We start from the raw sequence: 25,545 nt of genomic DNA on the forward strand, positions 1-25,545 counted from the left end.
CGCGGCGGGCCGTCACCATCAGACCCCGTGACGGTCGCGAGCGCGGCGCAGCCGGGCGCGGCGGGCCGTCACCATCAGACCCCGTGACGGTCGCGAGCGCGGCGCAGCCGGGCGCGGCGGACCGTCACCATCAGACCCCGTGACGGTCGCGAGCGCGGCGCAGCCGGGCGCGGCGGACCGAAACTGCCCGAGCAGGAAGCCAGGCATTCACCGGTAGCGGCACAAGTCCTACCACGAAATTTCCCGGCGGTATGCAAGCATGGGGAATGCAGACCGACCCGGCCGCTACGCCCGAAATCGGCGAGGGCGTGCGCTGGTGGATCATGGTCGTTTCGCTGCTGACAACGGCAAGTTCGTTCCTCTTCATCAACGGCGTCGCGTTTTTGATCCCGTCGCTGCAAGCCTCACGCGGCATCCGGCTGGACGAAGCCGGTCTGCTGGCCTCGATGCCCAGCTGGGGCATGGTGGTGACGCTGGTGCTGTGGGGCTATGTACTGGACCGGGTGGGCGAACGGGTGGTGATGGCCACGGGCTCGGCACTGACCGCGGGAGCGGCCTACGCTGCGGCGTCGGCGCATTCGATGGTGCTGATCGCCATGTATCTGTTTTTCGGTGGTATGGCCGCCGCCAGTTGCAACACTGCGGGCGGGCGGCTGGTGTCCTCCTGGTTTCCGCCCCACCAGCGCGGTCTTGCCATGGGTATCCGCCAGACCGCGCAACCGCTGGGAATCGCCGTGGGCGCCATGGTGATTCCCGAGCTCGCCGAACACGGACCGCAGAACGGACTCAAATTCACCGCGCTGGCATGCACGGTCGGGGCGATAGCGAGCGTGGTCGGAATCGTCGATCCGCCGCGGAAACCGCGCGCGAGTGCAAGCCATCAGGAACTCGCCAGCCCGTATCGAAGGTCGTTGACGCTGTGGCGGATTCATGCGGTGGCGGGCCTGATGATGATGCCCCAGACGGTGACGGTGACGTTCATGCTGGTATGGCTGATCAGGAACCTGCACTGGTCGGTTGCGGCCGCCGGCGGGTTGGTCACGCTTTCACAGCTGCTGGGCGCGCTCGGCCGGGTCGCCGTGGGCCGCTTGTCCGATCGGCTCGGCTCACGGATGCGGCCCGTCCGCTACCTCGCGGCCGCCGCCGTGTTGGCGCTTCTCTTGCTGGCGTGGGCCGATTACTCGAATTCGCGGTGGCAGGCGTGGCTCATGGTCGCCGTCGCGGTGATCGCAGTGCTCGACAACGGGCTGGAGGCCACTGCCATCACCGAATTCGCCGGGCCTTACTGGAGCGGACGCGCCCTGGGCATCCAGAACACCACCCAGCGCATGATGGCGGCCGCCGGCCCCCCGCTGTTCGGTGCCTTGATTTCGGCCGCGAAATATCCATCGGCATGGCTGCTGTGCGCTTTGTTCCCGCTGGCGGCGATGCCGCTGGTGCCGACGCGGTTGCTCCCGCCCGGCTTGGAGACTAAAGCCCGGCGGCAATCCGTTCGCCGACTTCGCTGGTGGCGAGCCGTCCGTTCCCACGCGTCGCCAGATGCCGCTCGACGGCACGGTCCACCCGGGCGGCGGCAGCGTCCTCACCGAGATGGGCGAGCAGCAACGCCACCGACATGATCGCCGCCGTCGGATCCGCGATGCCCTGCCCGGCGATATCCGGCGCGCTACCGTGAACGGGCTCGAACATCGAGGGATTGGCCCGGGTGGCGTCGATATTTCCACTGGCGGCCAAGCCAATTCCGCCACATACCGCCGCTGAGAGGTCGGTGATGATGTCGCCGAACAGGTTGTCGGTGACGATCACATCGAAGCGGCCCGGGTCGGTGACCATGAAGATGGTGGCCGCGTCGATGTGTTGATACGCCACCTCGACGTCCGGATAGTCCTGGCCGACCTCGGCCACGATGCGCGACCACAACCTGCCGGCGAAGGTCAACACGTTGGTTTTGTGCACCAGTGTCAGGTGCTTTCGGCGCCGCCGAGCGCGCTCGAACGCGTCGGCGACCACGCGGCGCACACCGAAAGCGGTGTTCTGGCTTACCTCGGTGGCGACTTCGTTGGGCGTCCCGACGCGGATGGCGCCGCCGGTGCCGGTGTAGGGACCTTCCGTCCCCTCGCGCACCACCACGAAGTCGATCTCGGGATTGCCGGCCAGTGGGCTGTTCACTCCCGGATACAGGCGGCCGGGCCGCAAGTTGATGTGATGATCCAGCTCGAAACGCAGGCGCAGCAACAAACCTCGCTCCAGTACCCCGCTGGGCACCGACGGGTCACCGATGGCCCCGAGCAGGATGGCGTCATGCGCCCGCAACTCGTCGACCACCGAGTCCGGTAGGAGCTCACCGGTGGCGTGGTAGCGTCGCGCACCCAGGTCGTAGCTGGTCTTCTCCACGCCGGGCAGCACCGCATCCAAGACTTTGACGGCCTCGGACACGACTTCCGGCCCGATACCGTCGCCCTCGATCACCGCCAGCTTCATCGGCGTCGCTCCTCCTCATCGCGTTGCTCTGCGGTCACGAGAGATCAACCACCTCAAGCTTGTTGGCGCCGACGGCTGCGCCGATTTCCGAGCGCACCTCGCCCGGCACGTCTCGGTCCAGCCGCAGCAGGATCGTCGCACCCGGGCCCTCGGCGTCCTCGGAGAGTTGCGCGGCTTGGATATTCACCCCAGCCGAGCCCAGCAGCGTGCCGATCTTGCCCAGCGCGCCCGGCTGGTCGGCGTAGTTGATCACCAGGTTGATGCCCTGGGCGCGCAGGTCGAAGTTGCGGCCGTTGATCTGGACGATCTTTTCGACCAGTTGCGGCTCGGTCAGCGTGCCCGCGACGTTGACGACCGTGCCGTCCGCACCGACGGCACGCACGTCGACCACACTACGGTGGCTGGGGCTTTCCGAAGCCGTGCTGATTTCGGCGGTGATGCCGCGTTCCTCGGCCAGCGCCGGCGCGTTGACGAACGTCACCGGACCCTCGACGACGGCCGAGAACAACCCGCGTAGAGCCGAAAGTTTCAGCACCCCAACATCTTCGGAGGCCAGCTCGCCGCGCACCTGCACCGACAGCGACACCGGCGGGCCGTCGGACAGCGTGGCGGCCAGCACGCCGAGCTTGCGCACCAGATCCAGCCACGGCGCCACCTCTTCGTTGACCGCCCCGCCGCCGACGTTGACGGCGTCGGGAACGAATTCCCCGGCCAGGGCGAGCTTCACGCTTGCCGCGACGTCGGTGCCGGCCCGGTCCTGCGCCTCCTCGGTGGATGCGCCCAGATGCGGTGTGACCACCACCTGCGACAGGTCGAACAGCGGGCTGTCGGTGCACGGCTCGGTGGCGAACACATCGATACCGGCGGCCCGGACGTGGCCGCTGGTGATGGCTTCGGCCAGCGCCGCCTCGTCCACCAGGCCGCCGCGGGCGGCGTTGACGATGATGACGCCCGGTTTGGTCTTGGCCAGCGTCTCCTTGCCGATAAGGCCCGCTGTCTCGGGTGTTTTGGGCAGATGCACCGAGATGAAGTCGGCGCGGCCCAGCAGGTCGTCGAGGGACAGCAGCTCGATACCCAGCTGAGCGGCCCGCGCCGGCACCACGTACGGGTCGTAGGCAATGACGTGGGCGCCGAAAGCGGCCAGCCGCTGGGCGACCAGTTGCCCGATCCGGCCCAGCCCCACCACCCCGACGGTATGCCCGAAGATCTCCGTGCCGGAGAACGACGAGCGCTTCCACTCGTGGGCATGCAGCGAGGCGTCGGCCACGGTGATCTGGCGGGCCGCGGCCAGCAGCAGCGCGATCGCGTGTTCGGCGGCGCTGTGAATGTTCGACGTCGGCGCGTTGACCACCAGCACACCGCGCTCGGTGGCGGCGTTCACGTCGACGTTGTCCAGGCCCACCCCGGCGCGGGCGACGATCTTCAGCTTGGTCGCCGCTGCCAGCACCTCGGCGTCGACGGTGGTGGCCGAGCGCACCAGCAGCGCGTCGGCCTCCGGCACGGCCGCCAGCAGCTTCTCCCGGTCGGGCCCGTCCACCCAGCGCACCTCGACCTGGTCGCCCAGGGCCGCGACGGTTGATTCGGAGAGTTTGTCGGCAATGAGTACCACAGGCAGATTCACCCGGCCAGCCTATCGGCTGCCATTGAGGCGTCGACGTCACCGTCGTCGGCGGCGGCCTCAGCGGGTTGACCGCTGCGATCGTCTGCGCCCGGGCCGGCCTGAAAGTGCAGGTCGCCGAGGCTCAACCGGCCTTTGGGGCCCGCACTCGGGACCTACGATGACGTCGTGACCAAACTTGCGATCATCTATTATTCGGCCACCGGCCATGGCACCACGATGGCGCGGCGCGTCGCCGCCGCGGCCGAGTCGGCGGGGGCCGAAGTCCGCCTGCGCCACGTCGCCGAAACCCATGACGCCGAATCGTTCGCCCACAATCCGGCCTGGACGGCGAACTATGAGGCGACGAAGGATCTTCCGGCGGCAACCGGTGACGACATCGTCTGGGCCGACGCGGTGATCTTCGGCTCACCGACTCGGTTCGGCTGTCCGGCAGCGCAATTGCGCACGTTCCTCGACTCGCTGGGCGGGCTGTGGGCGCAAGGCAAGCTCGCCGACAAGGTGTATGCGGCGTTCACGTCGTCCAACACCGTGCACGGCGGTCAGGAAACCACCCTGGTCTCGCTGTACATCACGCTGATGCATTTCGGCGGCATCATCGTGCCCCCGGGATATACGGATCCGTGCAAATTCGTCGACGGCAATCCGTACGGGGTCAGCCTGGTCAGCACCCACGACAACATCACCGAATTCGACGAGCCCACCGAAAACGCGCTGGAGCACCTGGCCCGCCGGGTGGTCGCCACGGCGGAGCGCCTCGCGGCGTCCTGAGCCACCGAACGTGCACTCACCACTTGACAATGCCGCGGAAAGTTCGCCCTGAGTACACGTTCGGCGCGAAGGAGCTATGCCGTCTCGGTGATCGGCCGGTCGACCCAGCTCATCAGGTCGCGCAGCTTCTTGCCGGTGACCTCGATGGGGTGCTCGGCGTTCTCCTTGCGCAGCTGCTCGAGCTGTTTGTTGCCGCCCTCGACGTTGGCGACCAGCTTCTTGACGAAGTCACCGTTCTGGATGTCACGCAGGATCTCACGCATCCGCTCCTTGGTGCCGGCGTCGATGACGCGCGGCCCCGACAGGTACCCGCCGAACTCGGCGGTGTCGGACACCGAGTAGTTCATCCGGGCGATGCCACCCTCATACATCAGGTCGACGATCAGCTTGAGTTCGTGCAGCACCTCGAAGTACGCCATCTCCGGCGGGTAGCCCGCCTCGACCATCACGTCGAAACCGGTCTTCACCAGTTCCTCTGTGCCACCGCACAAGACGGCCTGCTCACCGAAGAGGTCGGTTTCGGTCTCGTCCTTGAAGGTGGTCTTGATGACGCCGGCCCGGGTGCCGCCGATGGCCTTGGCGTACGACAGCGCCAGCGCCTCGCCGTTCCCGGTCGGGTCCTGGTCGACGGCGATCAGACACGGCACACCCTTGCCGTCGACGAACTGCCGGCGCACCAGATGGCCGGGGCCCTTGGGGGCGACCATCGCGACGGTGACGTCGGCTGGCGGTTTGATCAGGTCGAAGTGGATGTTGAGCCCGTGACCGAAAAACAAAGCGTCACCGGGCTTCAGGTTGGGCTCGATGTCGTTCTTGAAGATGTCGGCCTGCGCGGTGTCGGGCGCCAGCAGCATGATGACGTCGGCCCACTTGGCGACCTCGGCCGGGGTGTCGACGTCCAGGCCCTGCTCGGAAACCTTGGCGCGGGACTTCGACCCCTCCTGCAGCCCCACCTTCACCTGCACGCCGGAGTCGCGCAGGCTCAGCGAGTGCGCGTGCCCTTGGCTGCCGTATCCGATGACCCCGACTTTGCGACCCTGGATGACGGTCAGGTCCGCATCGTCGTCGTAGAACATCGGCAATGTCTCCCCAGACGGGTTAGCCACTTCACTATCTCCTTCTCGTTTGCACTGAAAACTTACTTGGCCGTGCCGATTCCGCGCGGACCGCGGGACAACGACACCACTCCCGATTGAACGAGTTCACGGATACCGAACGGCTCCAGGACCCGCAGTAATGCCTCGATCTTGCCGCGGTCGCCCGTGGCCTCGATCGTCAGCGCTTCGGGTGAGACGTCAATCACCTTGGCGCGGAACAGGTTCACCGCTTCGATCACCTGACTGCGGATTCCGGCGTCGGCGCGCACCTTGATCAACGCCAATTCCCGCGACACCGAGTTGTCGTCGTCCAGTTCGACGATCTTGATGACATTGATCAGCTTGTTGAGCTGCTTGGTGATCTGTTCGAGCGGGGTCTCCTCGGCGGAGACCACGATGGTCATCCGCGACATGTCCTTCTGCTCGGTCGCGCCGACCGCCAGCGACTCGATGTTGAAGCCGCGCCGCGAGAACAGCGCCGCCACGCGGGCGAGCACACCGGGTTTGTCTTCGACCAGCACCGAGAGCGTGTGGGTTTGCGGACTCATCAGGCGTGCCCTTCACTCTCGTCGTCGAACAGCGGGCGGATCCCGCGGGCCGCCTGAATCTCGTCATTGCTGGTGCCGGCGGCCACCATCGGCCACACCTGCGCATCCGCGCCGACGATGAAGTCGATCACCACCGGACGGTCGTTGATCGCCCGCGCCGCATTGATCACGTCGGCGACGTCTTCCTCACGCTCGCAACGCAATCCGACGCAGCCCAGCGCCTCGGCCAGCTTCACGAAGTCCGGGATGCGATGCGAATGCGTGGCCAGATCCGTTTGCGAGTAGCGCTCTTGGTAGAACAGCGTCTGCCACTGGCGGACCATGCCCAGGTTGCCGTTGTTGATCAGGGCCACCTTGATCGGCACGCCTTCGACCGCGCAGGTGGCCAATTCCTGGTTGGTCATCTGGAAACAGCCGTCGCCGTCGATCGCCCACACCTCCGCGTCCGGGCGGCCCATCTTGGCGCCCATCGCGGCCGGAACGGCAAACCCCATGGTGCCCAGGCCGCCGGAGTTGAGCCAGGTGCGCGGCTTCTCGTAGGAGATGAATTGAGCCGCCCACATCTGGTGCTGGCCGACGCCGGCGACATACACGGCGTCCGGGCCGGCGATCTGACCCAGCTTCTCGATGACGTACTCCGGGCCGAGGCTGCCGTCGCTCTGCGGCCCGTAGCTCAACGGATAGGTGGACCGAACTTCTTCCAGGTAGGCCCACCACTCGGTCATATCGATCTTGCCGGGCACCCCGTCGTGCCGCAGCGTCTCGAGCAGCTCGACGATGACGGCCTTGACGTCGCCGACGATCGGCACGTCGGCATGGCGGTTCTTGCCGATCTCGGCCGGGTCGATATCGGCGTGGATGACCTTGGCTTCCGGCGCGAACGTGTCGAGCTTCCCGGTCACCCGGTCATCGAAGCGGGTTCCCAGCGCGATCAGCAGGTCGCTGCGCTGCAGCGCCCCCACCGCGGCGACGGTGCCGTGCATGCCGGGCATGCCCATGTGCTGACGATGGCTGTCCGGGAATGCGCCGCGCGCCATCAGGGTGGTCACCACCGGGATGCCGGTCAACTCGGCCAGCTCGCGCAGCTCCTCGGTCGCATCCCCGCGGATCACGCCACCGCCCACGTACAGCACCGGTTTGCGGGCGGCCGCGATCAGCTTGGCGGCCTCACGGATCTGCCGGTTGTGCGGCTTGGTGTTCGGCTTGTATCCGGGCAGATCGATGCGCGGCGGCCAGCTGAACGTGCACTGGCCCTGCAGCACGTCCTTGGGGATATCCACCAGCACGGCGCCGGGGCGGCCCGAGGAGGCGATGTGGAATGCCTCGGCGAGCACCTGCGGGATCTCGTTACCGGAGCGGACCAGGAAGTTGTGCTTGGTGATCGGCATCGTGATGCCCGAGATGTCGGCTTCCTGGAAGGCGTCGGTGCCGATCAGCGCGCGCCCGACCTGGCCGGTGACGGCGACAACGGGTATCGAGTCCATCTGGGCGTCGGCCAGGGCGGTGACCAGGTTGGTGGCTCCGGGGCCGGACGTCGCCATGCAGACACCGACCCTGCCGGTGGCGTGCGCGTAGCCGCTGGCGGCGTGGCCGGCGCCCTGCTCATGGCGGACCAGCACGTGGCGCAGCTTCTTCGAGTCGAACAGCGGGTCATAGACCGGCAGCACCGCGCCGCCGGGAATGCCGAAGATCACCTCGACGTCGAGTTCCTCCAGCGAACGGATCACCGACTGCGCGCCGGTAAGTTGCTCGGGCCCAATGCGTTTCGGCTTGCCGTTGGCAGACCTCGGGGCCGGGGTCGCCGCGTCGGCGGCGCCCGGTGTGTCGGGTGCGGGCGGCCTGGTGGGAGCGCTCACTGTCGATCAGTCCTTATTCACTCTGGGAGTCTCGCGGGGGCAACAAAAAACCCCCGACAGCTCATCTGCTGCACGAGGGTTGCGCGTTGGTGCTGGATTGCTTCAAATGCTGACGGGCAAGTCAGGCACCAACGCGCCTAATTACTACGAGCATCCCGGGCTTTCCGGCGGTATCCATAGCGTCCGACGGTAGTCTTCGCACAGCTCAGCAGTCAAATCCGTCACCGTCGGCACCCGGTCACCAGGTGGGTCGGGCGCTACGCCACCGCGAGGGCGCTCGAGGAATTGACCTGGCGTGCCGGGTGAAATGATGGTCGGGTGGCTACCGGTCCGTCTTCTCACACACCTCTGGTGATCAGGGTGTCCCCCGTCGCGCACCTGGCCGTCGGATTCTTGGTCTTGGGGTTGCTGATCCCGGTGCTGTTGTGGCCGCCGTCCGCACCACTGCTGATCCTCCCGGTGGTGCTGTCGGCGATGATCATCCGGTTACGCACCGTGGCCGACGACCGCGGCGTCACCGTTCGGACCCTGCTGGGCAGCCAGACGGTGCGCTGGGACGACATCGACGGGCTGCGTTTCCACCGCGGTTCCTGGGCGCGCGCGCACCTCAAGAGCGGCGCCGAGCTGCGATTGCCGGCGGTCACCTTCTCGACGCTGCCGGAGCTGACCGAAGCCAGCTCGGGGCGGATTCCCAACCCCTACCGGTGAAGGGGTCCCGGGTTCAGCCGATCGGGTTCACGCCGTTGAGCGCCGCCCATACCCCGACGCCGGCGGCGATGCCGGCCAGCAGGGCGACGAAGGACCCGATGAAGGGTCGATGAGCCCAGCCCCGGCGCGCATCGAGACCGTAGCGGCCGGGCCCGCACAAGATGACCGCGGCGGCCATGGCGATGAGGGTGATCTGGTATTCGTGCCCCTCGGGCAGGAAGAACGAGAAGTTGTGTGTGTGCGGCCGCACCGAGACGGTCGCCAGCAGGCCATTGATCAGGAACGCGAGCGCACCGGCCGCGGCCACCGGCGTGAACAAGCCCAGCACCAGCAGCACACCCGCCACGAGCTCACCACCGGCGCTCACGTAGGCGAGGATGTCGGCGTGCTGGTAGCCGACGTCGGACAGTGAGTTCCTGAATCCGGTCACCCCCGAGCCGCCCCACCAGCCGAACAGCTTCTGCAGCCCGTGGGCGCCGAGCACCACTCCGAGCCCGACCCGCAACACCAGCAATCCCAGATGCTGCGTTCCGCGCCGCCCGACGTCGTGCAACCGGTCGTCGCGTTCGTCCTCGTCGACCTCCGCGGACTCCGGCGCCGCGTGCCGGGCGACCGCATGCGGCTGGACATAGGGCAGGGGCTCCTGGTGCTCGAGCAGGTTGTACGCTGCGGCACCGGAGCCGGCCATCGCCGCGGCGGCGCCGTAGGGGATGACGGTGGTGGTCCCCGTGGACGGGTTGAAGTCGCCGGGGTATCCGACCGGCGTCAGATCGTCTTCGGGATCAACCAGGCGCGCCGAGGCCGGGCGTCCCGGGGCCGACTCCGGGGATTCTCCGGGGCGCTGCCAATCTGCGTCATTCGGTTGACTGGTCACGGGTGTCAGGGTAAGGGCAGTTGGCCCCGAATTGGGGATTTGAGCGGCGCTTTCGCCAGGCAATCGGTGGTTTGCGCGCCGAACACGCCCGGATCGGTCCCAAATCGGCCCGCGCGCCGGTTCGGGAGGCCCGCAACGGACATCCCGGGCCCGCCGGGCCCCGGACGGGAAGTGGCCCCGGTCGAGTTTTCGGCGGCGGGCAAGCGGGACGTGTGTGGCGGCGGCGCCGGCGGTGTCCGTAGCCTGACGGTCATGCGACTAGGGCGATCGGGGCGGTCGGTTCGACGCGGGCTCGCCGCGCTGTGTGCCCTCGCGCTGGTGACGAGCGGGTGCGCGCGCTTCAACGACACGCAATCGCAACCGTTCACCACCGCCCCGGAATTGAAGCCGCAGCCCAGCTCGACGCCTCCCCCGCCGCCACCGCTGCCGCCCACCCCATTCCCCAAGGCCTGCCCCGCTCCCGGGGTGATGCAGGGCTGCCTGGAGAGCACCAGCGGCCTGATCATGGGCCCCGACAGCAAAACCGCTCTGGTCGCCGAGCGCACCACCGGCGCGGTCAAGGAGATCTCGGTCAGCGCCGAGCCGAAGGTGAAGATGGTCATCCCGGTCGACCCGTCCGGGGATGGCGGGTTGATGGACATCGTGATGTCACCCACCTACACGCAGGACCGCCTGATGTACGCCTACGTCAGCACGCCGACCGACAACCGGGTCATCCGGATCGCCGACGGCGACATCCCGAAGGACATCCTGACCGGAATCCCCAAGGGCGCCACCGGCAACACCGGGGCGCTGGTCTTCACCAGCCCCACCACACTGGTCGTGCTGACCGGCGACGCGGGCAATCCGGCGATGGCCGCCGATCCCAAATCGCTGGCCGGCAAGGTGCTGCGCATCGAGCAGCCGACCACCCTCAATCAGGCGCCACCCACCACGGCGCTGTCCGGCGTGGGTTCGGGGGGCGGCCTGTGCATCGACCCGGTCGACGGCTCACTGTATGTCGCCGACCGGACCCCGACGGCGGATCGGTTGCAGCGCATCACCAAAACCTCGGACGTCACCACGGTGTGGACCTGGCCGGACAAACCCGGCGTGGCCGGATGCGCGGCAATGGACGGTACCGTGCTGGTCAACCTGATCAACACCAAGCTGACGGTTGCCCTCCGGCTGGCGCCGACCACCGGCGCGGTCACCGGTGAACCCGACGTCGTGCGCAAGGACACCCACGCGCACGCCTGGGCACTGCGCATGTCACCCGATGGAAACGTCTGGGGCGCAACCGTTAACAAGACGGCGGGTGACGCCGAGAAGCTTGACGACGTCGTGTTTCCGCTCTTCCCGCAGGGCGGCGGATTCCCGCGCAACAGCGACGACAAGACCTAACGGCTAGCCCTGGCCGCAGGAGGCCAGGACCAGTTCGCGCACCCGCGCGGCGTCGGCCTGCCCGCGGGTGGCCTTCATCACCGCCCCGACGATCGCGCCCGCCGCGGCCACCTTGCCGCCCCGAATCTTTTCTGCCACATCGGGATTGGCGGACAGCGCCTCGTCGACGGCGGCCTGGGTGACGGAGTCGTCACGCACCAGCGCCAGCCCGCGGGCGGTCATGACCGCCTCGGGTTCGCCCTCCCCGGCCAGCACACCCTCGACGACCTGGCGCGCCAGTTTGGTGGACAGCTTGCCCTCGTCGACCAACGCCACCACCGCGGCAACCTGCGCGGGCGTGATGGCCAGCTCATCCAGCGCGACGTTGGCCTCGTTGGCCTTCTGCATCAGGAAATTTCCCCACCAGGCGCGCGCCTGTTCGCTGGACGCGCCCTGTTCGACGGTGGCAGTGACCAATTCGATCGCGCCGGCGTTGACCAGGTCGCGCATCACCTCGTCGGAGATTCCCCACTCTTCCTGAATGCGCTTGCGGCTCAGCCACGGCAGCTCGGGGATCGTCTGCCGCAGCCGCTCGACCAGTTCGCGGCTGGGCGCGACGGGTTCCAGATCGGGCTCGGGGAAGTAGCGGTAATCCTCAGCGGTCTCTTTGACGCGCCCCGGGCTGGTGTGGCCCGCCTCGTGAAAGTGCCTGGTTTCCTGGGTGATCTGGCCGCCCGAGGCCAGGACAGCGGCCTGGCGCTGCATTTCGTAACGCACGGCCACCTCAACGCTTTTCAGCGAGTTGACGTTCTTGGTTTCGGTACGGGTTCCGAACTCGGCCCTGCCGGTCGGCTTCAGGGACACGTTGGTGTCACAGCGCATGGAACCCTGGTCCATCCGGACATCGGATACATCCAAGCCGCGCAACAGGTCCCGTAATGCCGTCACATACGCCCGGGCGATCGTCGGGGCCCGGTCCCCGGCCCCGACGATGGGCTTGGTGACGATCTCTATCAAGGGCACACCGGCGCGGTTGTAGTCGATCAACGACGTCGTCGCGCCATGAATGCGGCCGGTCTCACTGCCGATGTGGGTGAGCTTGCCGGTGTCCTCCTCCATGTGCGCGCGCTCGATCTCGACCCGCCAGGTGGTGCCATCTTCCAGTGGCGCCTCGAGGTAACCGTTGACGGCGATGGGCTCGTCGTACTGCGAAATCTGGTAGTTCTTCGGCATGTCCGGGTAGAAGTAGTTCTTCCGGGCGAAGCGGCACCACGGCACGATCTCGCAATTCAGCGCCAGCCCGATCCGGATGGCCGACTCCACTGCGGTCCGGTTGAGCACCGGCAGCGAGCCGGGCAGCCCCAGGCACACCGGGCACACCTGGGTGTTGGGTTCCGCGCCGAATACGGTGGTGCAGCCGCAGAACATCTTGGTGACGGTGGACAGCTCGACGTGTACCTCGAGGCCGAGTACCGGATCAAAACGCGCGATGACGTCGTCGTACTCCATAAGATCGGCGCTGGCGGCAACACTCATGCGCTCGATCCTAATGGTGGGGGCGGTCGCGCTCTCCTCCCCGGCCCGGGAACATCCCGGCCAGCACGGCGGCCATCTCCAGGTAGCTGCGCCGGCTCTCCTTGCTCATTCGGTCCAGCGCGATCTTGCGGCCCTGGTGCACGTGCCGGTCGAAGGGCAGCACCACCGTGGCGGCGACCCGGGCGGACAAGCGGTCGAGCTCCGTGACGGCCACACCTTCCACCTTGGCCGGCTCGATGTGGTTGACGGCGAGCACGGTCGACATCATCAGTCGTTGATACCCGTTGTGGCACAGCCACTCCAGGGTCGTCTGGGTCTTGCGTATCGCATCGATGGAGGTGCTCGTGACCACCACAAGGGCCCGCGACTCCGGCAGAACAGCCTCCATCACACTGGAATTGAGCGCCTTGACGCAATCGACCAGCACCACCGAATACTGATTTCTCAGCATCGAGAAAGCCCGCAGCACATCACGGCGCTCCAGCCGCCAGTCGGTGCGTGCGTATTCCGGCAATCCGAGCACTTCCAGCCCGAAACCGTTCATGTAGGTCAGCGCCCGGATGTCCTCATATTGCGTCGCCGGGTTGCCGTCGAGAAGGTCGGCCATGCTGTGCGGGTTATGGCGGCCGTGGCGCTCCGCCAGGTCCCCCGCGTCGATGTCGAGGGCGAGCACTCGGTCGTTGCGCACGGCGGCGAAGGTCGAGCCGAGGGCCTCGACCACCGCGGTCTTGCCGACGCCACCTTTGAGGTTGAGGACGGCGATGGGAAAGGCACCTCCCACGGCCGCGCGGATGCGATCCCGCAGCTCATTTTCGTAGGCGGTGTCTTTGCCGGGGCCCAGATCGATCCCGGTAACGCGATGGATCAGCCCTCGCCAGTTGAGCCTGGCGGAGTCGGCGTCGTGCTGGTCGAAGCGGTCCAGCGCCGTCTCGCCCAGCGGCGGCGCGGGGGGAGGCGGTGGCGGCACCCGCTGCGGCGGCCCCGGTGGCGGGGGCTGAGACGGTCCGGGCGGCCGACGACCGGGACCGTGGGGTTGCGGCACCGTGGTGCCCGCCGGGTCGACGCCGGCGTCCCACCCGGGTGGGCGCGGGTCGTGGTGCGGTGGGCCGGGCGGCCCCGCCGATCCCACGGATTGGCGGACGACTCCGCGACTCGCACCACGGTTGCGCATACCCCGGGTATAGCCGCTTTGTACGGGTTCGGAAACCACAAGATCCGGTGATCGCCCACCACATCAGCCATTTGCCGGCAAGTTCAGGCCGCGGTTGACTCCGAGCCACCGGATGTTTGCCCGGCCGGGCCTACCCGAAGAACGCGGCGGCGTCGTCAAGCGGCTGTCGGGCACCAACTTGAGCTGGCGTACCGCGTCTGCCAGCGGCACCCGGCCGATATCCTGGCCGCGCAGCGACACCATCTGGCCGTATTCGCCGGCATGCGCCGCGTCGGCGGCGTTCACGCCGAACCGGGTGGCCAGCACCCGGTCGTAGGCCGTCGGCGTGCCACCGCGCTGGACGTGGCCCAGCACGGTCACCCGGACATCCTTGTTGATACGCTTCTCCACTTCGGCGCCCAGCTGGGCGGCCACACCGGTGAATTTCTCATGGCCGAATTCGTCAATCCCGCCTTCCCGCAACGCAATCGAGCCGGGGACGGGTTTGGCACCCTCGGCGACCACGCAGATGAAGTGCGAATCTCCGCGCTGGAAGCGGCGTTTGACGAGCCGGCAGACTTCCTCGACATCTCCTCCATCGCAACCGAATTTAGCGCCTTGGGGCAGTCAACCAACACGATCGAATAGTGGTTGCGCGGAATCGAAAATGTTTTGACGACTAACTAGCGGTTACGTGCGCTTATGCCTTATCGCCGCATTTCGCGTCGTTGCCGCCTTTTTCGGCTGTGTTGTTCTCAGTGGCGCAAGTCGTTGCGCCGCACCCGTTCATCATTGCTATCAGCCCCTGTCCGAATGTGTGTCCATGTGGCCCATCCGCGGCGACCTGCGCGGTGGTGTTAGGGCGGGCAGTCGATGACCAACCCGCCATCGCCCCGGTCTGGGGTGCGCTCATTGCCCAGCTCGACGGCACCGACAACGACCCCAGCGAGCCCGCCGTGCCGACTTCCGCAGACACCACCCCCGCACCGATCACCGGGCCCTCCACCGCAGCACGTTTGACCGACGTCGCTACCTCAACCGGGCACCCCGACCAGGTTGGTGGCTACGCCATCAGCCCATTCCAACAGCAGATCCGCATTGAGCTGAGGCTGAATTCCCGAAGTACCCGCCAGACCGCCCGCCGCAGGCAATGCCGCTCCCCACCCGCTCGCGCTCGTGCTGGGAGTGGCGGCGGGGGGGAAGACGAAGCTGGAGCCGGCGGGGACGGAACCGAGGGTGCTGACGGTGCCGCTGTTGACCGCGGTGACCATGCCGCTGGCGTTGATGGAGACCATAGCGCCGCCGCTGCTGGGGGTGCCGGAGAAGCCCCCTAACACGGCAGTCCCCGCGGGAAGGGTCGGACTGACGTCCGGGATGACGAAAGGGGAGAGGGTTCCGGAGAAATGCACGGTGATGACGCCCTCGTAAAAGGAGCCCAAACCGAGGGTGCTCATGTTGTATGTTGCGGGACTAGGGAGTTCGATGTACGCCGCGGCGTTGAACGGGTTGGCGGTGGCCGGTAGGAAATAGGTCAGGCGGTCGACTTCGACGGTGGCTGCACCGCCTAAATACTGGAGGGGGAATCCGTTCAAATAGTTGTAGTTCGGCGGTCCCAGAAGGATATCGACGGTCACACCTGAGGCGACGTGAGCGCCACCGGGCGCTACGTTGGCGATCTGGTCATACGGTAAGTAAGGGTCGATGGTGGCGGTGGAGTTGAGGGTGTGCGCTATGGCATTGGTCGTGCTGGCCTGCTGAGTGGCTGTGGGTGAGCCCACCTGCACCAGGGATTGGGTGTGGGTGCTGGCGGTGTTGGCGGTGACCTGGGCCAGTGCATTGGCCTGGGTATCCTGCCCCACCGGGTTGGTGATCTGCGGCGGCGGGCTAAACGGGGTCAAGGTGCTCGCGGCCGCCGAGGCGGCAGCATAGCCATACATTGCGGCGGCGTCTTGGGCCCACATCTCCGTGTAGTGGGCTTCGGTGGCAGCGATCGCCGGGGTGTTCTGGCCAAAGAAATTGGTCGCCACCAATGCCGCCAACTGCGCCCGATTGGCGGCGATCACCGGCGGGGGCACCGTGGCCACGAACGCCGCCTCGTAGGCCGCCGCCGCCGCGTAGGCCTGAGCGGCGGTGTGCTGTGCCTGACCGGCCGTGGTAGCCAGCCACTGCACATAGGGCATCACCGCGGCCGTCATCAGCGCCGCAGTCGGGCCCGACCACACCTGCCCGGCCAGCCCGGAAACCACCGACGTGTAACCGCCCGCGGCGGACTCGAGCGCGACCGCTAGGGCTTGCCAGCCCGCCGCCGCTGCCAGCATCGGCCCCGCTCCAGGCCCGGTATACATCAGAGCGGAATTGACCTCCGGGGGCAGCGACGCAAAATCCATGGTCTTCCTTACCGTTGCAAATCCGCGATGGAGTTTTTACAATAGCAACTGGAAGAACTGAAAAACCATACGTAGAACGGCAATTGCCAACCGCGGCCCATTTCAGGTTAGCGACACGACGCTATCGCCGAGATCAATCCCCCCTCGCCCACATTCCATATCCGGAACAGCCGCCTACCCGAAGAACGCGGCGGCGTCGTCGTAGCGGCTTTCGGGCACCAGCTTGAGCTGGCGTACCGCATCGGCCAGCGGCACCCGGCCGATGTCCTGGCCACGTAGCGACACCATCTGGCCGTATTCGCCGGCATGCGCCGCGTCGGCGGCGTTCACGCCGAACCGAGTGGCCAGCACCCGGTCGTAGGCCGTCGGCGTGCCGCCCCGCTGGACGTGGCCCAGCACGGTCACCCGGACCTCCTTGTTGATCCGCTTCTCGACCTCGGCGCCCAGCTGCGCGGCGACGCCGGTGAACCGTTCGTGCCCGAACTCGTCAATCCCGCCCTCGCGCAACGCAATCGAACCGGGAACGGGTTTGGCACCCTCGGCGACCACGCAGATGAAGTGCGAATCTCCGCGCTGGAAGCGGCGTTTGACCAGCCTGCAGACTTCCTCGACGTCGAAGGGCTGCTCGGGGATCAGCGTCATGTGCGCACCCGAGGCCAGGCCCGCGTTCAGCGCGATCCAGCCCGCGTGCCGGCCCATCACCTCCACCAGCATCACGCGCTGGTGGGACTCGGCGGTGCTGTGCAATCGATCGATCGCCTCGGTGGCGACCGTCAATGCGGTGTCGTGACCGAAAGTCACGTCGGTGCAATCGATGTCGTTATCGATGGTCTTCGGCACGCCGACGATGGGAACGTTCTCCTCCGAGAGCCAGTGCGCGGCCGTCAGCGTGCCTTCCCCGCCGATGGGGATGAGGACGTCGATCCCGTTGTCGTCGAGGGTCTGCTTGACCTGGTTGAGCCCGGCCCGCAGTTTGTCGGGATTCACCCGGGCGGTGCCCAGCATCGTTCCGCCCTTGGCCAGCAGGCGGTCGTTGCGGTCGTCGTTCTGCAGCTGGACGCGCCGATTTTCCAGCAGCCCGCGCCACCCGTCCTGGAATCCGACCACCGAGGAGCCGTACCGGGAGTCGCATGTACGCACCACTGCCCGGATGACCGCGTTGAGCCCGGGGCAGTCGCCGCCTCCGGTGAGCACTCCGATCCGCATAGTCCCATCTTGCCGGGCGGCGGCCTACTGGCGCGAGCAGACACAGCATCGCATCAAACGGATGCGATGCTGTGTCTGCTCGCCGTCAGATCGCGCTCGGCAGCGGCCCGCGGGCCGCTTCGTAGGCGGCGCCGACCCGGTACAGGCGGTCGTCGGCCAGCGCGGGCGCCATGATCTGCAACCCGACCGGCAGGCCGTCGTCCGGCGACAGCCCGGCCGGCACCGACATGCCGCAGTGGCCGGCCAGGTTCAGCGGCAGCGTGCACAGGTCGAACAGGTACATCGCCAACGGGTCGTCGACCTTTTCACCGAGCGCGAACGCGGTGGTCGGGGTCGCCGGCGACACCACCACGTCCACCGATCGGTAAGCCTCGTCCAGATCGCGGGCGATCAGGGTGCGCACCTTCTGAGCCTGGTTGTAGTAGGCGTCGTAGTAGCCGGCCGAGAGCGCGTAGGTGCCGATCATGATGCGCCGCTTGACCTCCGGCCCGAAGCCGGCGGCGCGGGTCAGCGCCATGACTTCCTCGGCGCTGTGGCTACCGTCATCGCCGACGCGCAGCCCGTAGCGCATGGCGTCGAAGCGCGCCAGGTTGCTCGACACCTCCGACGGCAGGATCAGGTAGTAGGCGGCCAGCGCGTACTCGAAATGCGGGCAGTCGACTTCGCTCACCTCGGCGCCCAACGCGGTGAGCTGCTCGACGGCGGCCTCGAACGCGCTCAGCACTCCGGGCTGATATCCCTCGCCGCGCAGCTGCTTGACCACGCCGACGCGCACACCCTTGAGGTCGCCGGCCGCGCCGGACCTGGCCGCGCCGACGACGTCGGGCACCGCCGCGTCGACCGACGTGGAGTCGCAGGAGTCGTGTCCGGCGATCACCTGATGCAGTAGCGCGGTGTCCAGCACGGTGCGCGCGCACGGGCCGCCCTGATCCAGCGACGACGCGCACGCCACCAGGCCGTAGCGGGACACCGTGCCGTAGGTCGGCTTCACCCCCACGGTCGCGGTCAGCGCGGCCGGCTGCCGGATGGAGCCGCCGGTGTCGGTCCCGATGGCCAGCGGCGCCTGGAACGCCGCCAGGGCCGCCGCGCTGCCGCCGCCGGAGCCGCCGGGCACCCGGTCGATGTTCCACGGGTTGCGGGTGGGGCCGTAGGCGGAGTTCTCGGTGGAGGAGCCCATCGCGAACTCGTCCATGTTGGTCTTGCCCAGGATCGGGATGCCCGCGGCGCGCAACCGCGAGGTGACGGTGGCGTCGTAGGGGGAACGCCAGCCCTCGAGGATCTTGGACCCGCAGGTGGTGGGCATGTCGACCGTGGTGAAGACGTCCTTGAGCGCCAGCGGCACCCCGGCCAGCGGTGACGGCAGCCGCTCCCCCGCGGCCACGGCCTCGTCGACGACGGCGGCCGCACCCAGCGCCTCGTCGGCCGCCACGTGCAGGAACGCGTGGTAGCGATCGTCGGTGGCCGCGATCTGGTCCAGGCAGGCCTGGGTGACCTCGACCGACGACAGCTCCTTGGCGGCAATGCGGGCTGCCAGCGTCGCGGCGTCGGATCGGATGATCTCGTTCACTCGCTGTCTCCCAGGATCTGCGGGACCGCGAAGCGGCCGTCGACGGCGGCGGGCGCCTCGGCCAGCGCTTCGGCCTGCGTCAGGCAGGGTGCCGGCTCGTCGGGGCGGGTGACGTTCACATCCTTGAGCGGGTTGTCGGTCGGTTCGACGCCGGCGACATCGACCGCCTGCACCTGGCTGACGTGGGTCAGGATGGCGTCGAGTTGGCCGGCGAAGCTGTCGAGTTCGCCGTCGGTCAACGCCAGCCGGGACAACCGGGCCAGGTGCGCTACCTCGTCGCGGGAGATCTGGGGCACGACTGGCAAGCCTAGCCGCGAGTGTGCGGCCGGCTGCACGCCCGTTGCCGATCGTGCGGCGGGCTTCACATTCGCCAGTGATGAGCGGCCCCAACCGGGTCCAGCCGGGTCAAGCCGAAATGCCGCCGACACGTCGCTGTGCGACAGTGTTGGCCGTGCCCTCCTATCTGTTGCGCATCGAGCTGGCCGACCGTCCGGGCAGCCTGGGGTCGCTGGCGGTGGCGCTCGGTTCGGTGGGAGCCGACATCTTGTCGCTCGACGTCGTGGAGCGAAGCTCGGGTTATGCGATCGACGATCTGGTCATCGAGCTGCCGCCGGGAGCGATGCCGGACACGCTGATCACCGCCGCCGAGTCGCTGTCCGGGGTCCGGGTGGACAGCGTGCGTCCGCACACCGGTCTGCTGGAGGCGCATCGCGAGCTGGAGCTGCTCGACCACGTCGCCGCGGCCCGCGACACGGCCTCGAGGCTGCAGGTGCTGGCCGACGAGGCGCCCCGGGTCTTGCGCGTCAGCTGGTGTGCGGTGTTGCGCGGTTCGGGCGGCGAGCTACAGCGCCTGGCCCGCAGTCCAGGCGCCCCGGAGACCAAGGCCGACTCGGCCCCCTGGCTGCCGCTGGAACGCGCCGTGCCGCTGGACAGCAACGCCGAGTGGGTGCCGAAGGCGTGGCGCGACATGGACATGACGATGGTCGCGGCCCCGCTGGGAGACCCGCACACCGCGGTGGTGCTCGGCCGCCCGGGTCCCGAATTCCGTCCGTCGGAAGTCGCTCGGCTCGGCTACCTCGCCGGGATCGTCGCCACCATGCTGCGCTAGCGCGGGTGCGACTTCGCCCCGGACATCGCCACCGGGTCGTCGTCGTCCCACAGCAGCAGCTGACGCACCGCCGGGCGCGGACCGTAGGGCCGAAGCATCGTGCTGGCCGGACGCGGACGCACCCGCTGCGGCCACCAGAACCAGCGCCCGAGAATCCTTGCGACAGATGGCGTCATGAATGAACGCACGATCAGGGTGTCGAACAGCAAGCCGAGGCCGATCGTGGTGCCGATCTGACCGAGAACCTGAAAACCGCTGAACACGAACGCACACATGGTGACGGCGAAAACGATGCCGGCCGAGGTGACCACCGATCCGGAGCCCGCCATCGCCCGGATGATTCCGGTGTTCAAGCCGGCATGAATTTCTTCCTTGAACCGGGAGATCAACAGCAGGTTGTAGTCGGACCCCACCGCGAGAAGCAGGATTACGGCCAGTGCGAGCACCACCCAGTACAGCTGAATGCCGAATATGTACTGCCAGACCAGAACCGAGAGCCCGAACGAGGCGCCCAGCGACAGGGCCACCGTGCCCACGATGACCAGCGCGGCGATCAGGCTGCGCGTGATGATCATCATGATCAGCAGGATCAGGCTCAGCGCCGCGAACGCCACGATCATCAGGTCGTACTTGGCGCCGTCCTGGATGTCCTTGTAGGTCGCGGCGGTCCCGCCGAGATAGATTCCCGCGCCCGCCATCGGCGTACCCTTCAGGGCCTCGTGCGCGGCCTTGGCCATCGGATCGATGTGCGAAATGCCTTGGGGTGTCGCTGGATCGCCTTCGTGTGTGACGATCATGCGGGCGGCCTTACCGTCGGGTGAGAGGAACAATCTCAGCCCGCGCTTGAAGTCGGGGTTGTTGAAGACCTCGGGCGGTAGGTAAAAAGTGTCGTCGTTCTTGGCCGCGTCGAACGCCCGGCCCAGCGCCGTCGCGTTGTCGATCGCGGCCGCGGTCTGCGCGTAAATGCCGGACAGCGTGGCGTAATTGGCCAGCGTCAGATCGCGATTGGTCTGCTGACTGTCGATCTGCGGCGGTATCAGCGCCACCAGCTTTGGCTGCAGCGCGTCGAGTTTGTCCAGCGTCGCAACAAGGTCGGTGAACTTTTCGCTGAGCTGGTCGGTGGCGTCGAGGGCCTCGAAAGTGGACCGCATCGCATAGCAGGCGGGGATGTCGTAGCAATGCTTCTCCCAATAGAAGTAGCTGCGAACCGGCCGCAGGAAGTCATCGAGATTGGCGAGCTTGTCGCGCAGTTCGTTGATCGTGGTGATCGTGTCGTGAAAGCTCTGGGTCTCGCTGTGCGTGGCTTCGGCGAGCTGTTGCTGCAGCGCGTACTGCTGCTTCAAAATGTTGATCGTCTTGGTCAGTTCATTGGCCTGCTTGAGGGCATCGTCGGCCCGATCTCGTTGGTAGGTCAGGTTTTGCTGCTGCGCCGCGCTGGAATTGCTGACCACGAACGCCAGCGAGCTGTGCACGAGCGGGGTGCCCAACGGCCTGGTGATGGTCTGCACCTGCGCGACGCCGGGGACGTGAAACACCGCCTTGGCCACCTTGTCCAGGACGAGCATGCTCTCCGGGTTGCGCATGTCATGATCGGTTTCGACCATCAGTAATTCGGGCTCCAGCCGGGCCCGCGAGAAATGCTTCTCGGCGGCGGCGTACCCGATGTTGGCCGGCGCGCTGGCGGGCATGTAGGGACGGGTGTCGAAACTGGTCTTGTATCCGGGCAGGGCGAGCAGACCCACCAGCACCAGCGCGCAGGCCGCCGCGAGAACGGCCCCGGGCCAGCGGACGATGGCCGTGCCGATCCGCCGCCAACCGCGCGTTCTCATCGCACGTTTGGGGTCGAAGATGCCCACCTTGGCGCCCAGGGTGAGGATCGCGGGCCCCAGGGTCAACGCGGCGAACAGCGCGACGAGGACGCCCAATGCGGCTGGAATGCCCAGGCTTTGGAAGTAGGGCAGCCGGGTGAAGCTCAGACACGCCACCGCGCCGGCAACCGTGAGCCCGGAACCCAGCACGACGTGGGTGGTGCCGTGATACATGGTGTAGAAAGCTTTTTCGCGGTCCTCACCGGTCACACGCGCTTCTTGGTAGCGGCCCACGAAAAATATCGCGTAGTCCGTGCCCGCGGCGATCACCAGCAGCGTCAGGATATTCGTCGCATAGGTCGACAACCCGATGACCCCGGCGTTTCCGAGAAACGCGACAAGGCCTCGGGCGGCCGACATTTCGATCAATACCGTGGCGAGCACCAGCAGCGTGGTGAGTACCGATCGGTAGACGAAGAACAACATCAGCGCGATCACCCCGACGGTTATCCCGGTGACCTTGGCGGTCCCCTTGCTACCGACGTCGAACTGATCGGAAATCAGTGGCGCCGCGCCGGTCACATAGGCCCGGACACCCGGCGGTGGCTTCATGTGCTCGACAATGTCGCGCACGGCCCCGACGCCCTCGTTGGCCAACGCCGAGCCCTGATTACCCGCCAGGAACAGCTGGACGTAGGCGGCCTTGCCGTCGCCGCTTTGGGATCCCGCAGCGGTCAGGGTGTCGCCCCAGAAATCCTGAACGTGCTCGACGTGCTTTTTGTCCCGCTCGAGCTTTCCGACCATCTCGTCGTAGAACCGGTGGGCGTCGGCGCCGAGCGGCTTGTCACCTTCGAGCACGATCATGGCCGAGCTGTCGGTGTCGAACTCTGCGAACTTTTCGCCGATGCGCTTGATCGCCTTGAGCGACGGCGCGTCCGGAGAGTTCAGCGCCACATTGTGGGTCTTCCCAACCTCTTCCAGCTGCGGCACCGCGATGTTCGTGATGGCTGCCAGTGCCACCCAGAACAGCAGGATCGGCAGCGCGAACCGGCGGATGGTGCGCGGCGCAAAGGACCGCGGCTGTTGATCGTTGCTCATCCGGATTTATCCAGACAGAAGGTGTAGGCGTCGACTTTGTCAACCGTGCGTTGGTCTTTGACTTCACCGTTGACGATGATGCGGCAGCCGAGGGTGTCTCCGTTGCCCTGCGCCACGACGTTGCCGATGACCGCGGGCTCCGTGGTGGTGATGGTGAACGACCACGGCAACGGGGCGTCTTTGACTTGCTGCGGCTGGGCGTTGACGTCCAGGTAGTTGATGGTCGCCACCGCGCCCGGAGCGCCGAAGACCTCGAGCACCACCTGCTTGGGGTTGAAGGGGACGATCTCGCCCGCCAGACCGCTGTTGGCCGACGTGTTGTTGTGCGAGCCGAATATTCCGTGCAGGCGATAGATCCCAAATCCCGCGAACGTGAGGACGAGCACGGCGACGATCACCATCCACCCTCGCTTGACCAGAGATGCCATCGAAAAGCTTTTCACCCGTTAGCCTTTCGAATATCGGGCGACACGAACGCGCCCAAGCCGAGCGCGGCTGCCAACATCATAAGCGTCATCGACAGCTACGACAGTACGGTACGGGACCGTACTGTACAAGAGACGCGCGCGTACATATTTCCCAATCGCGGGTTAATTCGAAAGGCCGGCGTCGTTACCCGGTGGTCCTGGTCAGGCCCGGGATCAGGAACCCGTCCACGAACGCCTGCACGGTGGCGCGGGTGGGTGGGCGACCGGGGATGATCGACCGGAAGATGAGATAGCCGGGCAACAAGTCCCAGAGTTCGTCGGTGACGACGTCTTCGGCGATCTCGCCCCGGTCGACGGCCTGGTGCAGCACGTGCTGGATCATGGCTTTGCGCTGGTCGAGAAATTGATGCTGCATCGCCTCGTTGAGCGCGGGGTGGCGCGACACCTCGACCATCACCGCGCGGATGGTGCCGGCGTGCTGCCCGCACTCCTGGCTGATGATCTCCCCCAGGCTCAGCAGATCGCCGCGCAACGTACCGGTATTCGGCGGGACGGCCACCTGGCGGACGCCTTCGATGAACGCGGCCAACACGAGTTGGGCCTTGGACGGCCAGCGCCGGTACACCGTGGCCTTGCTGGCGCGGGCGGCGTTGGCCACCGCGTCCACCGTCAGCTGGTCATAGCCGTGTTCCTGCAACAGCCGCAGGGTCACCGCCAGGATCTCGGCCTCGCGCGGCGACCACGGCGATGCCTGCCCGCACTCCGCGGCCGTTTGGGTCATACAGCCCACGATAGAGCCGCCCGGTGCGTGCGGCGTCGGTATGTCCCTTATCGGGAGGTCATGAGCGCACGTTCGATATCGGCGACAAGGTCTTCGGTGTCTTCGATGCCCAGCGAGATGCGCGCGAACCCGTCGGCGACGGCGTCACCCCAGCGCGCCCGCCGGTCCACCGACGTGTGCAGGCCGCCGAAGCTGGTGGTCGCGATCAGCAGCTCGCTGGCGTCGACGAGTGCGTGCACCGCGGCGGCGTCCGCCAGTTCGACGGCGAGCAGGCCCCCGAAACGCCGCATCTGCGCCATGGCCACTGGATGGGCCGGGTCCTGTGCCAGCCCCGGGTAGCGCACGGCTCGCACCGCCGGATGGCGGGCCAGCATCGTCGCCACCGCCCGGGCGTTCTGGCATTGGCGCTCGAATCGCAGTCCGGCGGTTCCCAGGCTGCGCAACAGAAGCCAGGCCTCGAACCCGCCCAGGATCGCGCCGGCGAGCAGTCGTTGGCGCTGCGCGGCGGCGAGCAACTCGGGCCGATTGGTGGCGACGTAGCCGGCCAGCAGGTCGCTGTGGCCGGACAGGGACTTGGTGGCGCTGGCCACCACCGCATCGGCGCCCAACGACAGCGGCTGCTGCCCCAGCGGCGTGGCGGCGGTGTTGTCGACGACCAGACGGGCGCCGCGCGCGTGGCAGATGGTGGCCAGCCGGTGCAGGTCGACCACATCCAGCGCGGGATTGGTGGGGGTCTCGGCCAGCACCACGTCGGCTCCCGCCGCTGCGTCATAGATCTGCCCACTGGACGCCTCGATGACCGTCACCCCCGCGGGCGCCAGGTCGTCGGCGGCGTAGCGGCGCACTTGGTAATAACCGTCAGCCGGCACCACCACGGTCGACCCGGGTGTCACCGATGCCCGCAGCACGGCGCTGACGGCCGCCATCCCCGAGCCGAACACCAGCGCGCCGGCGGCGCCCTCCAGCTCGGCGAGCGCCGATTCCAGTTGCCGCCAGGTCGGATTCGAGATGCGGCCGTAGTCATCCAAGGCAGCGGATTCGTCGCTGGCGAGGTGGTACGTGGCGGCGAGCACCGCCTGAGGCGCGACCGGTTGACCCGAAACCGCTTGAGAATTAACGGCTTTGAGGCTGCGGGTGGAATCACCGTACCGACCGCTCATC

At 67.3% G+C, this 25,545-nt stretch carries 21 protein-coding genes and 4 pseudogenes; 7 read left to right on the top strand and 18 right to left on the bottom strand.

The window, feature by feature from the left end:
• Positions 1 to 128, top strand: a pseudogene (locus EPN51_RS22250) (hypothetical protein); the annotation flags it as partial.
• Between the two features lie 138 nt (positions 129 to 266).
• A pseudogene (locus EPN51_RS22255) lies at positions 267 to 1,337 on the top strand (MFS transporter); the annotation flags it as partial.
• Between the two features lie 133 nt (positions 1,338 to 1,470).
• On the opposite strand, the gene EPN51_RS22260 reads toward EPN51_RS22255, so the two are convergent.
• On the bottom strand, positions 1,471 to 2,481 hold the full coding sequence (locus EPN51_RS22260; RefSeq protein WP_293047008.1) for a 3-isopropylmalate dehydrogenase: 1,011 nt from the start codon (positions 2,479 to 2,481) through the stop codon (positions 1,471 to 1,473).
• Positions 2,482 to 2,515: 34 nt separating this feature from the next.
• Entirely contained in the window at positions 2,516 to 4,102 is a 1,587-nt protein-coding gene (gene serA / locus EPN51_RS22265; protein WP_293047010.1) for a phosphoglycerate dehydrogenase, read from the bottom strand.
• A 29-nt stretch (positions 4,103 to 4,131) separates the two neighbouring features.
• On the opposite strand from serA, the pseudogene EPN51_RS22270 reads away from it, so the two are divergent.
• Together EPN51_RS22270 and wrbA are read left to right on the top strand one after the other, a co-directional pair.
• Positions 4,132 to 4,248, top strand: a pseudogene (locus tag EPN51_RS22270) (FAD-dependent oxidoreductase); the annotation flags it as partial.
• Positions 4,249 to 4,267: 19 nt separating this feature from the next.
• Entirely contained in the window at positions 4,268 to 4,870 is a 603-nt protein-coding gene (gene wrbA / locus EPN51_RS22275) for an NAD(P)H:quinone oxidoreductase (RefSeq protein ID WP_293047012.1), read from the top strand.
• 74 nt (positions 4,871 to 4,944) lie between these two features.
• Here wrbA and ilvC read toward each other — a convergent pair whose 3' ends face one another.
• The 3 genes from ilvC to EPN51_RS22290 all read right to left on the bottom strand — a co-directional run bounded on the left by ilvC (position 4,945) and on the right by EPN51_RS22290 (position 8,371).
• Positions 4,945 to 5,946 (bottom strand): ketol-acid reductoisomerase, encoded by a 1,002-nt coding sequence (gene ilvC, locus EPN51_RS22280; protein WP_293047265.1) that lies wholly within the window; start codon positions 5,944 to 5,946, stop codon positions 4,945 to 4,947.
• Between the two features lie 62 nt (positions 5,947 to 6,008).
• Positions 6,009 to 6,515, bottom strand: coding sequence for an acetolactate synthase small subunit (gene ilvN / locus EPN51_RS22285; RefSeq protein WP_293047014.1), 507 nt, complete (start codon positions 6,513 to 6,515; stop codon positions 6,009 to 6,011).
• Positions 6,515 to 8,371, bottom strand: coding sequence for an acetolactate synthase large subunit (locus EPN51_RS22290; protein WP_293047016.1), 1,857 nt, complete (start codon positions 8,369 to 8,371; stop codon positions 6,515 to 6,517). The genes ilvN and EPN51_RS22290 overlap by 1 nt, the downstream gene beginning before the upstream one ends.
• Positions 8,372 to 8,719: 348 nt before the next feature.
• On the opposite strand from EPN51_RS22290, the gene EPN51_RS22295 reads away from it, so the two are divergent.
• On the top strand, positions 8,720 to 9,079 hold the full coding sequence (locus tag EPN51_RS22295; protein WP_293047267.1) for a PH domain-containing protein: 360 nt from the start codon (positions 8,720 to 8,722) through the stop codon (positions 9,077 to 9,079).
• Between the two features lie 13 nt (positions 9,080 to 9,092).
• On the opposite strand, the gene EPN51_RS22300 is transcribed toward EPN51_RS22295, so the two are convergent.
• Entirely contained in the window at positions 9,093 to 9,953 is an 861-nt protein-coding gene (locus EPN51_RS22300) for a DoxX family protein (RefSeq protein ID WP_293047018.1), read from the bottom strand.
• 252 nt (positions 9,954 to 10,205) lie between these two features.
• Between EPN51_RS22300 and EPN51_RS22305 the strand changes: the two genes are divergently transcribed.
• Positions 10,206 to 11,336 carry a PQQ-dependent sugar dehydrogenase gene (locus tag EPN51_RS22305; protein ID WP_293047020.1) on the top strand — a complete coding sequence of 377 codons (1,131 nt, stop codon included), beginning with the start codon at positions 10,206 to 10,208 and terminating at the stop codon, positions 11,334 to 11,336.
• Positions 11,337 to 11,339: 3 nt separating this feature from the next.
• Here the strand turns inward: EPN51_RS22305 and gatB are convergent, their stop codons facing one another.
• From gatB to gatC, 8 genes and pseudogenes are all read right to left on the bottom strand, one after another.
• The gene (gene gatB / locus EPN51_RS22310) at positions 11,340 to 12,851 is read right to left on the bottom strand and encodes an Asp-tRNA(Asn)/Glu-tRNA(Gln) amidotransferase subunit GatB (protein WP_293047022.1); all 1,512 of its coding nucleotides are present in this window, start codon (positions 12,849 to 12,851) and stop codon (positions 11,340 to 11,342) included.
• Between the two features lie 10 nt (positions 12,852 to 12,861).
• Positions 12,862 to 14,022 (bottom strand): MinD/ParA family protein, encoded by a 1,161-nt coding sequence (locus EPN51_RS22315; protein WP_293047024.1) that lies wholly within the window; start codon positions 14,020 to 14,022, stop codon positions 12,862 to 12,864.
• Positions 14,023 to 14,152: 130 nt separating this feature from the next.
• Positions 14,153 to 14,592: pseudogene (locus EPN51_RS22320) on the bottom strand (6-phosphofructokinase); the annotation flags it as partial.
• 109 nt (positions 14,593 to 14,701) lie between these two features.
• Entirely contained in the window at positions 14,702 to 15,007 is a 306-nt protein-coding gene (locus EPN51_RS22325; RefSeq protein WP_366509469.1) for a hypothetical protein, read from the bottom strand.
• Positions 15,008 to 15,035: 28 nt separating this feature from the next.
• Positions 15,036 to 16,388, bottom strand: coding sequence for a PPE family protein (locus EPN51_RS22330; RefSeq protein WP_293047026.1), 1,353 nt, complete (start codon positions 16,386 to 16,388; stop codon positions 15,036 to 15,038).
• Positions 16,389 to 16,562: 174 nt separating this feature from the next.
• Positions 16,563 to 17,594 carry an ATP-dependent 6-phosphofructokinase gene (locus tag EPN51_RS22335; RefSeq protein ID WP_293047028.1) on the bottom strand — a complete coding sequence of 344 codons (1,032 nt, stop codon included), beginning with the start codon at positions 17,592 to 17,594 and terminating at the stop codon, positions 16,563 to 16,565.
• A gap of 85 nt (positions 17,595 to 17,679) precedes the next feature.
• Positions 17,680 to 19,161, bottom strand: coding sequence for an Asp-tRNA(Asn)/Glu-tRNA(Gln) amidotransferase subunit GatA (gene gatA / locus EPN51_RS22340; RefSeq protein ID WP_293047029.1), 1,482 nt, complete (start codon positions 19,159 to 19,161; stop codon positions 17,680 to 17,682).
• Positions 19,158 to 19,457 (bottom strand): Asp-tRNA(Asn)/Glu-tRNA(Gln) amidotransferase subunit GatC, encoded by a 300-nt coding sequence (gatC, locus tag EPN51_RS22345; RefSeq protein WP_293047031.1) that lies wholly within the window; start codon positions 19,455 to 19,457, stop codon positions 19,158 to 19,160. The genes gatA and gatC overlap by 4 nt, the downstream gene beginning before the upstream one ends.
• A gap of 155 nt (positions 19,458 to 19,612) precedes the next feature.
• Between gatC and EPN51_RS22350 the strand changes: the two genes are divergently transcribed.
• Positions 19,613 to 20,269 (top strand): amino acid-binding protein, encoded by a 657-nt coding sequence (locus tag EPN51_RS22350; protein ID WP_293047271.1) that lies wholly within the window; start codon positions 19,613 to 19,615, stop codon positions 20,267 to 20,269.
• Here EPN51_RS22350 and EPN51_RS22355 read toward each other — a convergent pair.
• From EPN51_RS22355 to EPN51_RS22370, 4 genes are all read right to left on the bottom strand, one after another.
• The gene (locus EPN51_RS22355; RefSeq protein ID WP_293047032.1) at positions 20,266 to 23,175 is read right to left on the bottom strand and encodes an MMPL family transporter; all 2,910 of its coding nucleotides are present in this window, start codon (positions 23,173 to 23,175) and stop codon (positions 20,266 to 20,268) included. The genes EPN51_RS22350 and EPN51_RS22355 overlap by 4 nt on opposite strands.
• Positions 23,172 to 23,603, bottom strand: coding sequence for an MmpS family transport accessory protein (locus EPN51_RS22360; protein WP_293047034.1), 432 nt, complete (start codon positions 23,601 to 23,603; stop codon positions 23,172 to 23,174). The genes EPN51_RS22355 and EPN51_RS22360 overlap by 4 nt, the downstream gene beginning before the upstream one ends.
• Before the next feature lie 184 nt (positions 23,604 to 23,787).
• Complete coding sequence (locus tag EPN51_RS22365; RefSeq protein WP_293047036.1) at positions 23,788 to 24,384, bottom strand: TetR/AcrR family transcriptional regulator; 597 nt, start codon at positions 24,382 to 24,384, stop codon at positions 23,788 to 23,790.
• 47 nt (positions 24,385 to 24,431) lie between these two features.
• Positions 24,432 to 25,544, bottom strand: coding sequence for a cystathionine gamma-lyase (locus tag EPN51_RS22370; RefSeq protein ID WP_293047038.1), 1,113 nt, complete (start codon positions 25,542 to 25,544; stop codon positions 24,432 to 24,434).
• Position 25,545: the final 1 nt, after the last annotated feature.

The organism is Mycobacterium sp., from assembly GCF_004298145.1.
Lineage (GTDB): Bacteria > Actinomycetota > Actinomycetes > Mycobacteriales > Mycobacteriaceae > Mycobacterium.

Bases quoted from the DNA above. Each gene is read 5' to 3' on its own strand.
- EPN51_RS22330 (WP_293047026.1), bottom strand. From the start codon at position 16,388: ATGGATTTTGCGTCGCTGCCCCCGGAGGTCAATTCCGCTCTGATGTAT.
- EPN51_RS22260 (WP_293047008.1), bottom strand. From the start codon at position 2,481: ATGAAGCTGGCGGTGATCGAGGGCGACGGTATCGGGCCGGAAGTCGTG.
- ilvC (WP_293047265.1), bottom strand. From the start codon at position 5,946: ATGTTCTACGACGACGATGCGGACCTGACCGTCATCCAGGGTCGCAAA.
- EPN51_RS22315 (WP_293047024.1), bottom strand. From the start codon at position 14,022: ATGCGCAACCGTGGTGCGAGTCGCGGAGTCGTCCGCCAATCCGTGGGA.
- EPN51_RS22360 (WP_293047034.1), bottom strand. From the start codon at position 23,603: ATGGCATCTCTGGTCAAGCGAGGGTGGATGGTGATCGTCGCCGTGCTC.
- ilvN (WP_293047014.1), bottom strand. From the start codon at position 6,515: ATGAGTCCGCAAACCCACACGCTCTCGGTGCTGGTCGAAGACAAACCC.
- EPN51_RS22335 (WP_293047028.1), bottom strand. From the start codon at position 17,594: ATGCGGATCGGAGTGCTCACCGGAGGCGGCGACTGCCCCGGGCTCAAC.
- EPN51_RS22355 (WP_293047032.1), bottom strand. From the start codon at position 23,175: ATGAGCAACGATCAACAGCCGCGGTCCTTTGCGCCGCGCACCATCCGC.
- EPN51_RS22365 (WP_293047036.1), bottom strand. From the start codon at position 24,384: ATGACCCAAACGGCCGCGGAGTGCGGGCAGGCATCGCCGTGGTCGCCG.
- EPN51_RS22370 (WP_293047038.1), bottom strand. From the start codon at position 25,544: ATGAGCGGTCGGTACGGTGATTCCACCCGCAGCCTCAAAGCCGTTAAT.
- gatB (WP_293047022.1), bottom strand. From the start codon at position 12,851: ATGAGTGTTGCCGCCAGCGCCGATCTTATGGAGTACGACGACGTCATC.
- EPN51_RS22305 (WP_293047020.1), top strand. From the start codon at position 10,206: ATGCGACTAGGGCGATCGGGGCGGTCGGTTCGACGCGGGCTCGCCGCG.